Annotated in this window: 2 protein-coding genes; both read right to left on the bottom strand. The window is 75.8% G+C overall.

The genetic code is table 11. From position 1 onward, the window contains the following. Window positions 1-7,215 (bottom strand): type I polyketide synthase (locus tag ABZ497_RS35525; RefSeq protein WP_359811945.1); only part of this gene is annotated, 7,215 nt, incomplete at its 3' end. A 36-nt stretch (window positions 7,216-7,251) separates the two neighbouring features. After that, a complete protein-coding gene (locus ABZ497_RS35530) occupies window positions 7,252-14,457 on the bottom strand; it encodes an SDR family NAD(P)-dependent oxidoreductase (protein WP_359811948.1) in 7,206 nt (2,401 codons plus the stop codon). Between the last annotated feature and the right edge of the window lie 18 nt (window positions 14,458-14,475).

The raw sequence follows: 14,475 nt of genomic DNA on the forward strand, positions 1-14,475 counted from the left end.
CGCCGCGATCTCACCCACCGAATGCCCCACCAGCACACGCGGAGCCACACCCCAGGAGGCCAGCAGCCGGAACAGCGCCACCTCCAGCGCGAACAGCGCCGGCTGCGCCAACCCCGTACGACCCAGCCCCTCACCCGAGGCGACGACCTCCGCCACCGGCGCGTCGAGCACCGCGCACACCTCGTCGAAGGCCGCCCGGAACACCGGGAACGCCTCGTACAACTCCCGCCCCATCCCCACCCGCTGACCACCCTGGCCCGCGAACAGGAACCCCACACCGGTCCGCACCGCACCCGGCGAGGACAACACCGGCTCGGCCGCGACGAGTTCGGAGCCGTCGGCGCCCAGCAGCACCGCCCGGTACTCGAACACCGCCCGCGACGTCGCCAACGAGAAGCCCACGTCCACCGGGTCGATGTCACCCGAGGACGCCAGCTCCGCCACCCGGGCCAGCTGCCCGCCCAGCGCCTCCGGCGAGCGCGCCGACACCACCCACGGCACCACCGGCATCGCTGCCCGGTCACCGCCCACGGCGACCGCCGCCGGATCCCCCTCCTCGAGGATCACATGCGCATTCGTGCCACTGATCCCGAACGAGGAGACCCCGGCGCGACGCGGACGGTCACCCGCGGACCACTCCCGGGCCTCGCCCAGCAACTCCACCGCCCCGGCCGACCAGTCGACGTAGGGGCTGGGCTCGTCCAGGTGGAGCGTCCGGGGCAGGACGCCGTGCTGCATCGCCAGCGCCATCTTGATCACGCCGGCCATCCCCGCCGCGTGCTGGGTGTGGCCGATGTTCGACTTCACCGACCCGAGGTAGAGCGGCCGGTCCGCGTCGCGGTCGCGCCCGTACGTCGCCAGCAGGGCCTGCGCCTCGATCGGGTCACCCAGCCGGGTGCCCGTCCCGTGCGCCTCCACCGCGTCCACGTCCGCCGCCGACAGCCCCGCACTCGCCAACGCCTGCCGGATCACCCGCTCCTGCGAGGGACCGTTCGGCGCCGTCAGACCGTTCGACGCACCGTCCTGGTTCACCGCACTGCCGCGCAGCACCGCCCAGACCCGGTGGCCGTGCCGACGGGCGTCCGAGAGCCGCTCCAGCAGCAGCACGCCGGCGCCCTCGGACCAGCCCGCGCCGTCGGCGGCCGCCGAGAACGACTTGCAGCGGCCGTCCGGCGCGCCGACCCGCTGCCGTGAGAACTCCACGAACAGGGTCGGGGTGGACATCACGATCACACCGCTCGCCAGCGCCATCGAGCACTCGCCGTTGCGCAGCGCCTGCGCCGCCAGGTGGATGGCCACCAGCGAGGAGGAGCAGGCGGTGTCGACGGTCAGCGTCGGACCGGTGAAGCCGAAGGTGTAGGCGATCCGGCCGGAGGCGATCGCGCCCGCGCTGCCGGTCAGCAGGTAGCCCTCGAACTCGGGGGCCTTGGCGAGGATCCCCGCGTGGTCCTGGCCGCTGATGCCGGCGAAGACGCCGGTCTGGCTGCCGCGCAGCGACTGCGGGTCGATGCCCGCGTGCTCGAACACCTCCCAGGTGGTCTCCAGCAGCAGGCGCTGCTGCGGGTCCATGCTGAGGGCCTCCCGCGGGGAGATCCCGAAGAACCCGGCGTCGAACCGGTCCACGTCGTCCAGGAAGCCGCCCTCGACCGTGTAGGTCTTGCCGGGCGCGTCCGGGTCGGCGTCGTACAGGTCCTCGATGCTCCAGCCGCGTTCGGCGGGGAACGGCCGGATGGCGTCCACGCCGTCGGTGACCAGCTGCCACAGGTCCTCGGGCGAGTCGACCCCGCCGGGGTAGCGGCAGGCCATGCCGACGATGACGATCGGGTCCTCGTCGGGCGAGGCCGCGGACGGGACCGGGAGGGTCTCCGGGCCGGCCGCCGCCGCGCCGCCGAGTTCGGCGTCGAGGTGGGCGGTGAGCGCGGCCACGCTCGGGTAGTCGAAGACGAGGGTGGCGGAGGGCTTCAGGCCGGTCGCGTTCCTGAGCCGGTTGCGCAGTTCGACGGCGGTCAGCGAGTCGAAGCCCAGCTCGGTGAACGGCCGGTCCGCCTCGATGGCCGACCCGTCGCGGTGCCCGAGCACCTCGGCGACCTGGGTGCGGACGAGGTCGGCCAGGGCCCGGGTGCGGTCGGCGGGAGCGAGCCCGGCCAGCCGGCCGGCCAGGGCGGAGGCGCTCTCGCCCGTTCCGGCGGTGCCGCGGCGCGCGGTGGGCCGGACCAGTCCGCTGAGCAGCGGCGGGAGTTGGCTGCCGAGGCCGCGCAGGGCGGCCAAGTCGAGCCGGGTGGGCAGCGCCCAGCCGCGGCGCTCCCGCAGCACCGTGTCGAACAGGGCGAGGCCGTCCGCGTCGCCGAGCGGGCGCATACCGGCCCGGGCGATCCGCTCGCGGTCGGTGCCGGTCAGTTCGCCGGTCATCGCGCCGCCGGACTCCCAGAGCCCCCACGCGAGCGTCGTCGCCGGCAGGCCGAGTCGGCCCCGGTGGGCGGCCAGGGCGTCGAGGAAGGCGTTGGCCGCCGCGTAGTTGGCCTGGCCCGCGCCGCCGAAGGTGGCGGCGGCCGAGGAGTAGAGGACGAAGGCGGTGAGGTCGAGCTCCCGGGTGAGCTCGTGCAGGTGCCAGGCCGCGTCGGCCTTCGGGCGCAGCACGGTGGCGAACCGCTCCGGCGTGAGCGAGGTGACGAGCCCGTCGTCGAGGACGCCGGCGGTGTGCACGACCGCGCGCAGCGGCCGGTCGGCGGGGACGGCGGCGAGCAGGGCGGCGAGCGCGGCCCGGTCGCCGACGTCGCAGGCCGCCACGGTGGCCTCGGCGCCGAGCGCGGCCAGCTCGTCCCGCAGGGCGGCGGCGCCGGGCGCGGCCGGGCCGGAGCGGCTGACCAGCAGGAGGTGCCGCACCCCGTGCTCGCGGACCAGGTGGTGGGCGAGCCGGGTGCCGAGGGCGCCGGTGGCGCCGGTGACCAGCACGGTGCCGTCGGGGTCGAACGGGCCGGCCCCGGCGGTGTCGGTAACGGAGTCGGTGCCGGTGTCGGTAGCGGAGTCGGCGGCGGAGTCGGCGGCGGGCAGGCGGGCCAGGCGGGGCACCAGGACGGCGCCGTCGCGGAGCAGGACCTCCGGCTCGTCGACGGCCAGGGCCGCCGCCCAGGCGTCGGAGGACGCCTGGGCCGTTTCGCCGCCCGGCGCGGAGCCGTCGGCCGAGTCGACGAGCAGGAAGCGCCCGGGGTGCTCGGTGGCGGCGGCCCGCACCAGGCCGCGGACGCTCGCGGACGCCAGGTCGGTGCCGTCGACGGCCCCCCGGGTGACCACGGCGAGCCGGGTAGCGGCCAGCCGCTCGTCGGACAGCCAGTCGGTGAGCAGGGCGGCCGTCCCGGTGACGGCGGTGTGGGTGTCCGCGAGCGGGTCGCCGGTACCCGGCGCGAGGCCGGTCAGGACCAGCTCGGGCACGGGTGCGCCGTCGTCCAGTGCCCGGCGCAGCGCGGCCAGGTCCGGGTGCCCGGGGGCGGTGGGGAAGGCCCCGGCCAGGTCCGCGCCGGCCAGCAGGACCGGCTGCTCGGGCGCCGGCCGGGTGGCGGTGGCCGGACGCCAGTCGATCCGGAACAGCGCGTCGTGGTCGCGGGTCGCGCCGCGCAGCGCCGCCGGGTCGACCTCGCGCCAGGTCAGCGTGGCGACGGTGGCGACGGGCGCGCCGTCGGCGTCGGCGAGGGCCAGCGCGACGGAGTCGGGCCCCGTCGGGGTGAGCCGGACCCTGAGCCGGGTGGCGCCGGAGGCGTGCACCTCGACGCCGCTCCACGCGAACGGCAGGCCGCCGTGCCGGCCGTCGTCGACGACACCGCGCAGCAGCGGGTGCAGGGCGGCGTCGAACAGGGCGGGGTGGAGCACGAACCGGCCCGCTTCGGCGGTCTGTTCCGGGCTGAGCGCGGTCTCGGCGAACAGCTCGCCGTCGCGCCGCCACACCCGGCGCAGGCCCTGGAACTGCGGTCCGTAGCCGTGGCCGAGCCCGGCCAGCCGGGCGTAGACGCCGTCGAGGTCCACCTCGACCGCGCCGGGCGGCGGCCAGGCGCCCACCTCGGCGGGTGCCCCGGCGCCGGGGGCGACCACCCCGGTGGCGTGGCCGGTCCAGACCGGCTCCGCCCCGTCGGCCGGTTCGGGCCGCGAGTGCACGGACGCCTCGCGCTGGCCGTACTCGTCGGCCGGGCCGATGACGACCTGGATCTGGACGGCGCCCTGGGCGGGCAGCAGCAGCGGTGCGGTCAGCGTGAGGTCCTCGATCCGGCCGCAGCCGACCCGGTCTCCGGCCGTGGTGACGAGCTCGACCAGCCCGGTACCGGGCAGCAGCACGGTGTCCAGCACCGCGTGGTCGGCGAGCCACGGGTGGCTGCTCAGCGAGAGCCGGCCGGTCAGGACGACGCCGCCGCCCGCCAGTTCGACCGAGGCGCCGAGCAGCGGGTGGCCCGCGAGCCCGAGGCCGGCGGCCGTGACGTCGCCCACCGAGCCGTCGGAGCGGAGCCAGTAGTCGGTGTGCTGGAACGCGTAGGTGGGCAGCTCGACCGGTCGGCGCGGGCCGCCGAGCAGGGCCGTCCAGTCGACCGGCACGCCCCGCACGTGGAGTGCGGCCGCGTTGGTCAGCAGCTGGTGCAGGCCGCCGTGGTGGCGGCGCAGCGAGCCGACCACGACGGCGTGCTCGGCGCCGCGCTCCTCGGCCGTCTCCCCGATGCCCATGGTGAGCACCGGGTGCGGGCTGAGCTCCACGAAGGCGTGGTGCCCGGAGTCCAGCAGGGCCGCCGTGCCGTCGGCGAAGCGCACCGTGCGGCGCAGGTTCTCGTACCAGTAGTGGGCGTCCATCTCCGCGGTGTCCAGCCACGCGCCGGTCACCGTGGACCAGAGCGGAGTGTCGGCGGAACGCGGTGCGAGGTCGCCGAGTTCGGCCAGCAGCCGGTCCCGGATGCTCTCGACGTGCGCGGAGTGCGAGGCGTAGTCCACCGGGATGCGGCGGGCCCGGACGTCCTCGGCGGTCAGTACGGCGAGCAGGTCGTCGAGTTCGGCGGCGGAGCCGGAGACGACCACCGTCCGGGGGCCGTTGACGGCCGCCACCGAGAGCGCCCCGCCGTACCCGACGATCCGCTCCTCGACCTCGGCGAGGGGCAGCGGGACGGACGCCATGCCGCCGAGGCCGGCCAGTTCGGTCAGCGCGCGGCTGCGCAGCACCACCACGCGGGCCGCGTCGCGCAGGGACAGCGCGCCGGCGACGCAGGCGGCCGCGATCTCGCCCTGCGAGTGCCCGATCACCGCGGCCGGGGCCACCCCGATCGCCCGCCAGGCCGCCGCCAGCGACACCATGACCGCGAACAGGGCGGGCTGGACCACGTCGACGCGCGCCAGGGCGGACTCGTCCTCGGTCTCGGCCAGCAGGTCGAGCACGGACCAGCCGGTCAGCTCGCCGAGCACCTCGTCGCACTCGGCCATCGCGGCGGCGAACGCCGGTGAGCCGTCGAGCAGTTCAGCGGCCATGCCGAGCCACTGCGAGCCCTGGCCGGGGAAGACGAAGACGGTGCCGCCGGGCGCGCCGGCGGCACCCACGACCGCTCCGGCGGAGTCCTCGGCCACCGCGGTGAGCCCGGCCACCAGCTCCGCGTGGTCGGCCCCGAGCACGACCGCCCGGTGCTCGAACGCGGCGCGCGTGGCGAGCAGCGACCGGCCCGCGTCGGCGAGGTCGGGCGCGGGCCAGGCGGCCAGCCGGGCCGCCTGTGCCCGCAGGGCGGCGGCGCTGCGGGCGGAGAGGACCCAGGGCAGCACGGCCGGCGTCCGGTCCGGCCCGGCGGCCGGCTCCTCGGCCGCCTCCGGCGCGTCCTCGGGTGCCTCCTCCAGCACGACGTGCGCGTTGGTGCCGCTGATGCCGAACGAGGACACGGCGCCCCGCCGGAGCCGGTCCCCCGGCGCCCAGGCCTGCTCGCGGTCGAGCAGCCGGACGGCCCCGGTCTCCCATTCGATGTGCGGGGAGGGGGCGTCCACGTGCAGGGTGCGGGGCAGGACGCCGTTGCGCAGGGCCATGACCAGCTTGATGATGCCGGCGACGCCGGCGGCGGCCTGGGTGTGCCCGATGTTGGACTTCACCGACCCGAGGTAGAGCGGCCGGTCCCCGGCGCGCTCGCACCCGTAGGTGGCCAGCAGGGCCTCCGCCTCGATCGGGTCGCCGAGCCGGGTGCCGGTGCCGTGCGCCTCGACCACGTCCACGTCGGCCGGGGTCAGCCCGGCGTTCGCCAGCGCCTGCCGGATCACCCGCTGCTGGGCGGGGCCGTTCGGCGCGGTGAGACCGTTGGACGCGCCGTCCTGGTTCACGGCCGAGCCGCGTACCACCGCGAGCACCTGGTGCCCGTTGCGCCGGGCGTCCGACAGCCGCTCGACCAGCAGCAGGCCGACGCCCTCGGACCAGCCGACGCCGTCCGCGGCGGCCGAGAAGGACTTGCAGCGGCCGTCGGAGGAGAGCCCGCGCTGGCGGGAGAACTCGACGAAGACCGCCGGGGAGGACATCACGGTGACGCCGCCGGCCAGGGCCATCGAGCACTCGCCCGCCCGCAGCGCCCGGATCGCCAGGTGCAGCGCCACCAGCGACGACGAGCAGGCGGTGTCCACCGTGATCGCGGGGCCGGTCAGACCCAGGTTGTAGGCGATCCGCCCGGAGGCGATGCTCGCCGCGCTGCCGTGCCCGAGATAACCCTCGAAGCCCTCCGGCGCGGTCAGGAAGCGGGCCCCGTAGTCCGCGTACATCACCCCGGTGAAGACCCCGAGCGGCTGGTCCCGGACGGAGGTCGGGTCGATCCCGGCCCGTTCGAGCGTCTCCCAGGCGGTCTCCAGCAGCAGCCGCTGCTGGGCGTCGACGCCCATCGCCTCCCGCGGGCTCATCCCGAAGAACTCGGCGTCGAACTCCCCGGCACCGTGCAGGAATCCGCCGTCCGTGCTGTACGTCTTGCCGGTGCGGTCCGGGTCCGGGTCGAACAGGTCGGTCGGCCAGCCCCGGTTGGTGGGGAACGGGGTGATCGCGTCACCGCCGTCGGCCAGCAGCCGCCAGAGGTCCTCCGGCGAGGCCACCCCACCGGGGAACCGGCACCCCATCCCGACGATCGCGATGGGCTCCTGGTCCCGCTCCTCGAACTCCCGCAGCTGATGCCGGGCCTGGTAGAGGTCCGCGGAGACCTGCTTCAGGTAGTTCAGCAACTTCTCGTCGTTCGCCATCTCTTCCGCCCCGATCGGTGTCGCGTACAGACGTGCTCAGCTGAGGGAGATCCCGAGTTCCCTGGTGACAAAGTCGTAGACCTCGTCGGCGGAGGCGTCGGCCAGCCTTTCGGTGACCTGGGCCGCCTCGGTGTCGGCCGTCCAATGGGAGAGCAGCGCGCGCAGCCGCTCCACCGCCTGCTCCCGGGTGGCCGGGTCGAGCCCGGTCGTGCCCGTGGTGGCCTCCAGCGCCTCCAGCCGGTCCAGCACCGGGTGGCCGGCCTCCGGCACCCGCGCCCGCAGTTCGGTGCGCAGATAGCCCACCAGCGCGGTCGGCGTCGGGTAGTCGAAGGCCAGCGTGGCCGGCAGGCGCCGCCCCGCCAGGGCGGTCAGCCGGTTGCGCAGGTCCACCGCGGTCAGCGAGTCGAAACCCAGCTCCGCGAAGGTCCGGTCGCGGTCGATCCCGTCGGCCCCGGCGTGGCCGAGGACGACCGCGATCTCGCGGCACACCACCTCGTCGATCAGCCCGTCCCGGTCCTCCGGCGCGGTGCGCGCCAGCCGGTCCACCAGGGTCTCCTCGGGCGCCCCGGCCGCCGCGCCGGCCCGCCGGGGCCGGCCGACCAGGCCGCGCAGCACCGCGGGCATCGCCTCGCCCTGGGCCCGCAGGGCCTTGGCGTCCAGCCGCATCGGCAGCAGCCACGGCCGCCCCGCCGCGAGCGCCGCGTCGAACAGGTCGAGGCCGGTGGCGTCGTCCAGCGCGATGATCCCGGCCCGGGCGAGCCGGCGCAGGTCCGCCGCGCCAAGACGGCCGGTGATGCCGCTCTCCCGTGCCCACAGGCCCCAGGACAGGGCCGCCGCCGGGAGGCCCCGGGCCCGGCGGTGCAGCGCCAGGGCGTCCAGATAACCGTTGGCGGCAGCGTAGTTGCCCTGTCCGGGCGCCCCGAAGGTGGCGGCGACCGAGGAGAACACGACGAACGCCGACAGGTCCAGGCCGAGGGTCAGCTCGTGCAGGTGCCAGGCGGTGTCCGCCTTGGGCGCGAGCACGTCGGCGACCCGGCGGCGGGTCAGCGAGTCGATGACGCCGTCGTCGGCCACCCCGGCCAGGTGCAGGACGGCGGTCAGCGGGTGCTCGGCGGGGACGGCGGCCAGCAGCGCGGCCAGCGCCGCCCGGTCGGTCACGTCACAGGCCGCCACCTCGACCTCGGCGCCCGACTCCTCCAGCTCCCGGACGAGTTCGGCGACGCCCGGTCCGTCCGGGCCCCGGCGGCCGGCCAGCAGCAGCCGGCGGACGCCGTGGGCGCGCACCAGGTGGCGGGCGAACATCCCGCCCAGCACACCGGTACCACCGGTGATCAGCGTCGTCCCCGTGGCCGGGAACGCCACCGGGGCGTCACCCCCGGCCGACGGCCGGGCCACCCTGGGGACCAGTACGGTGCCTGCCCGCAGGGCCAGTTGCGGCTCGCCGGAGGCCACCGCGCCCGGCAGCAGCGGCCAGGCCGCGTCCAGGTCGTCGACGTCGACCAGCACCAGCCGGTCGGGGTGCTCGGTCTGCGCCGACTTCAGCAGGCCCCAGGCCGCGGCTCCGGCCAGGTCGACGGCAGTGGCGTCGGTGGCGCCGGTGGTGACGACCACCAGCCGGGCCCCGGTCAGCCGCGTGTCCGCCAACCAGGCCTGGACCAGCTCCAGCGCGTCACCCACCGTGGTGGCCGGGTCGGCCGGGTCACCGGCGGCCAGCCGGGCCAGCACGACCGGCGGCAGCGGCGCCCCCGCGTCGAGCGCGGCACCGAGCGCGGCCACATCGGCGTAGTGGAGCGGGAGTTCGTCGCTCGGCGCGCCGAGCACCGCCCACGTCGCGGTGGACTCCGCCGGGCCTGCCGCCGACACCGGCTCGACCGGCTGCCACACCACCTCGAACAGCGCGTCGTGACCGGCGGACCGAACGGCATCCGCGGTCACCTCCCGCCACGCCAGGGAGTCGATCCTGGCGACCGTCCGACCGCCGTCGTCCGCCATGTGCAGCGACACCGTGTCCGGACCGACCGGCACGATCCGCACCCGCAGCCGCGACGTCCCCGGCGCGAACACGCTCACCCCGCTCCAGGCGAACGGCAGCCCGGCCGCCCGCTCGTCGTCCACCACGCCCGGCAGCAACGGGTGCACCACCGCGTCCAGCAGGGCCGGGTGGAGGACGTAGTCGCCGGTCGCGCCAGGCGCGCCCGAGGGCAGCTCGATCTCCGCGACGACCTCGTCACCCGCCTTCCAGAGCCGTCGCAGGCCCTGGAACACCGGGCCGTAGGCGTAGCCCCGATCGGTCAACCCCTCGTACAGGCCGGTCAGATCGCGCTCGACGGCATCGCCGGCCGGCTGGTCGGCCCCCGCGCCGGGCTCCGCCTCGGCCGCACCCACCGAACCCGTCACGTGCTGGGTCCACTCGGGATCGGCATCGTCGGCGGCCGGCCGCGAGTACACCGCCACGGCCCGGCTGCCCGAACCGTCCGGAGCCTCCACCACGACCTGGAGCTGGACGGCCCCCGAGCGCGGCAGCACCAGCGGAGCGGACAGCACCAGCTCCTCCAGCCTCGGGCACCCGACGCGCCGCCCGGCCGTCAGCACCAGCTCGACGAAGGCCGAGCCCGGCAGCAGGACCGAACCCAGGACCGCGTGGCCGGCCAGCCAAGGGTGCGTGGCGAGGGAGATCCGCCCGGTCAGCACCGTCCCGCCGTCCGGGAGTTCGACGACGGCGGCGAGCAGCGGGTGGGCGGCGTCGGTGAGTCCGGCGGAGGCGACGTCACCCGTGACGGGCTCCAGCCAGTAGCGCTCGCGCTGGAAGGCGTAGGTCGGCAGCTCGACCAGACGCGGGTCATGGCCCGCGAACAGGGTGGGCCAGTCGACGTCCGTACCGTGGACGAAGGCGTGCGCGAGGGCCGTCACCGCCTGGCGGGCCTCCGGCCGGTCCCCGCGCAGCGCGGGCGCGCCGGCGTCGACGAGGGCGGAGAGCACACCGTCCGGGCCGAGTTCGACCCAGGCGTCCACACCCGCCGCTTCGACCGCGTCCGCGAAGCGGACCGTGCGGGACACATGGTCCACCCAGTAGGCCGGGTCGCACCACTCACCGTCGACGGGCAGGCCGGTGACGGTCGAGACCGCCGCAACGCGCGGCGGGTGGAAGGCCAGACCCGACACGACCGCACGGAAGTCCTCCAGCATCGGGGCCATCAGCGGGGAGTGGAACGCGTGGCTGACATCGAGCCGCTTGGTACGGCGGCCCGGCAGCGCCTCGACAACCGCACGAACCGCGCCCTCCGCACCCGAAACCACCACCGACATCGGAGAGTTGACCGCCGCGACACCCACCTCCGCGAGCCCGGCGAGCAGCGCGAGGACCTCCTCCTCGGCCGCCTCCACCGCGACCATCGCCCCACCGGCGGGCAACGCATCCATCAACCTCGCCCGCGCCGACACCAACGCACCCGCGTCCACCAGATCCAGAACCCCGGCCACATGCGCCGCCGCGATCTCACCCACCGAATGCCCCACCAGCACACGCGGAGCCACACCCCAGGAGGCCAGCAGCCGGAACAGCGCCACCTCCAGCGCGAACAGCGCCGGCTGCGCCAACCCCGTGCGGCTCAGCCCCTCACCCGAGGCGACGACCTCCGCCACCGACGCGTCGAGCACCGCACAGACCTCGTCGAAGGCCGCCCGGAACACCGGGAACGCCTCGTACAACTCCCGCCCCATCCCCGCCCGCTGACCGCCCTGGCCCGCGAACAGGAACCCCACACCCGCCCGAACCGCACCCGGCGAGGACAACACCGGCTCGGCCGCGACGAGTTCGGAGCCGTCGGCGCCCAGCAGCACCGCCCGGTACTCGAACACCGCCCGCGACCTCGCCAACGACCACCCGACGTCCACCGGGTCGACATCACCCGAGGACGCCAGCTCCGCCACCCGGGCCAGCTGGCCGCCCAGTGCCTCCGGCGAGTGCGCCGACACCACCCACGGCACCACCGGCATCGCCGGCCTCGCCGCCCGGTCACCGTCCACGGCGACCGCCGCCGGATCCCCCTCCTCCACGATCACATGCGCGTTCGTACCGCTCGCACCGAAGGAGGAGATGCCGGCGCGACGCGGACGCTCGCCAGCAGCCCACTCCCGGGCTTCGCTCAACAGCTCGACGGCGCCCTTGGACCAGTCGACGTGGGGTGTCGGGGTGTCCAGGTGCAGGGAACGCGGCAGCAGACCGCTGCGCAGCGCCATCACCATCTTGATCACGCCGGCCACACCCGCGGCCGCCTGCGTATGCCCGATGTTCGACTTCACCGACCCCAGATACAGCGGCCGGTCCGCGTCCCGCCCGCGCCCGTACGTCGCCAGCAACGCCTCCGCCTCGATCGGGTCACCCAGCCGGGTGCCCGTCCCGTGCGCCTCCACCGCGTCCACATCCGCCGCCGACAGCCCCGCACTCGCCAACGCCTGCCGGATCACCCGCTCCTGCGAGGGACCGTTCGGCGCCGTCAGACCGTTCGACGCACCGTCCTGGTTCACCGCACTGCCCCGCACCACCGCCAACACCCGGTGACCCAACCGACGGGCATCCGAGAGCCGCTCCACGAGCAGCACCCCCACACCCTCCGACCAACCCGTCCCGTCCGCGTCCGCCGAGAACGACTTGCACCGACCGTCCGCCGCCAACCCCCGCTGCCGCGAGAACTCCACGAACGTCCCCGGCGACGACATCACCGTCACCCCGCCCACCACACCCAACGCACACTCACCACCGCGCAACGCCTGCGCCGCCAGGTGCAGCGCCACCAGCGACGAGGAACAGGCGGTGTCCACCGTCAGCGCCGGACCGGTGAAGCCGAAGGCGTACGCGATCCGGCCGGCCAGCACACTGGCCGCGTTGCCGGTCATCAGGTACCCGTCGACGCCGGCCGGGACGCGGGTCATGGACGTCGCGTAGTCCTGACCGTTGCCGCCGACGAACACGCCGGTCGGGCTGTTGCGCAGCGCCGCGGGGTCGATGCCGGCCTGCTCGAACGCCTCCCACGCAGTCTCCAGCAGTTGGCGCTGCTGCGGGTCCATGCCCAGCGCCTCCCGCGGCGAGATCCCGAAGAACCCGGCATCGAACTCGGTCGCCCCCCGGAGGAAGCCGCCCTCGGCGGTGTAGGTCTTCCCCGGGGCGCCGGCGTCCGGGTCGTAGAGGTCCTCGATGTTCCAGCCGCGGTCGGTGGGGAACGGCTCGATCATGTCGGCGCCGTCGGCGACGACCCGCCACAGGTCCTCCGGCGAGCAGATCCCGCCGGGGAAGCGGCACGCCATGCCGACGATCGCCATCGGTTCGTCGGTGACCGCGGCCGGTGCGACGGGCAGTTGGTCGTCGTCCGCACCGAGCAGTTCCGCCGCCAGGTGGTCCGCGACCGCCTCGACCGTGGGGCGGTCGAAGGCGAGCGAGACAGCCAGGCGGAGGCCGGTCCGCGCGTTCAGGCGATTGCGCAGGTCGACGGCGGTCAGCGAGGTCAGCCCGAGCTCGGTGAAGGCGCGGGCGGTCTCCAGGGGCCCGGACTCCGCGTAGCCGAGCACCTCGGCGACCTCGGTCCGGACCAGGGCGACGAGCGCCTGGCGGCGGTCCGCGTCCGCCAGACCGGCGAGCCGGTCGCGCAGTGCCCGGGCGTCCGCCCCGAGCAGGGCCCTGACCTCGGGCAGCTCGGCGACGAAGCGGTGGGCGCGCGCCACGGTCGGCGCCGCGACCACCTGCTCCCAGTCGACGTCGGCGACGACGGTGTTCTCCCGGCCGGTGCTCACCAGCCCCAGCGCCTCGCGCAGACCGACCGGGCGGAACCCGAGGGCGCCCGGCCCGTCCTCGTCCGGGCCGACGGCCACCGACAGCCCGGGAAGACCCAGGGACCGGCGGTGCCGGACCACGGCCTCCGCCGCAGTCTGGGTCACTGTGGGCGACGCGGCGCCGCCGATGACGCCGACGGCGGAGCAGAGCACCAGCAGCATCCCGGCCCCGGCCCACTCGTGCAGGTCCTTCAGCTGTTCCGTCCGGGCGGTGACCAGCCGGTGCCACTGCTCGGCCGTCAGGGTCGTGGTGTCGCCGTGTGCTTCTTCGAGCAGGACGACGGCGCTCCCGGCGAGCGCCGCCCGGGTGGCGGCGTTCCACTCCGCGCGCTCGACCCGGTCCGGGAGTCCGGGCTCGCCGACTCCCTCGTCCGCCCGGCCCGTGCCGCCCGGTGCGCCGACCAGGACGACCCGGTCGGCGCCGACGCCCAGCAGCCAGTCCGCGAGCACACCGGCCCGGGGCCCGAGGTCACCGACGACCGCGACCGTTCCGCTCAGGCCGACCGCGCTGCCCCCGGCGCGCGCGGGCCGCAGCCGCCGGGTGAGGACCCGCCCGGCCCGCACGGCAAGCTGGTCGTCCGCGTCCTGGCCGGCGGCCAGCACGTCGCGCAGCCGGCTCCAGTCCTCCTCGGTCGGCGCGGCGGGCAGGTCGACGACTCCGCCCCAGCTCTCGGCCAGCTCCCAGCCGAGCACACGCGCGACCGCCCACGGGCCGGCGCCGTCCGGATCCACCGCCGGATCCTCGGCGGTGGCCGCCACGGCGTTGCGCGTGAGGCACCACAGCGGGATCGTGTCCAGCGCACGGGCGACCGCCACCAGCGCCCCCGCACGCGGACCGAGCAGCGACACCGCGCCCGCGAGGGGCGCCTCGCCCGCGATCCGGCGCAGCAGCCCGGCGACCGCCTGCTCGTCGAGCTCGACGGCGGGGTCGAGCTCGACCCGGACGACGTTCTCGACCAGGGTCCCCAGGCGCCGGGCGGCCTCCGCCAGGAACTCGTCCCGGTCCGGTCCGGGCGATGTGACGGCCAGCCAGGTGCCGGGCACGGCATCCCGCAGCGGCAGGTCGAGTGGTTGCCAACCCACCTGGTAGAGCAGGGAATCGCGGGAGACCGGGTTGCCCGCCCCGGTGCGTGTCGCCGGCTTCAGCCAGTAGCGGTCGCGCTGGAAGGCGTACGTCGGCAGCTCGACCAGACGCGGGGCATGCCCCGCGAACAGCGCCGGCCAGTCGACGTCCGTACCGTGGACGAAGGCGTGCGCGAGGGCCGTCACCGCCTGGCGGGCCTCCGGCCGGTCCCCGCGCAGCGCGGGCGCGGCAGCCTCGACGAGCGCGGAGAGCACCCCGTCCGGGCCGAGTTCGACCCAGGCGCCCACACCCGCCGCCTCGACCGCGTCCGCGAAGCGGACCGTGCGGGACACGTGGTCCACCCAGTAGGC

Source organism: Kitasatospora sp. NPDC005751, assembly GCF_040630835.1.
GTDB lineage: Bacteria > Actinomycetota > Actinomycetes > Streptomycetales > Streptomycetaceae > Kitasatospora.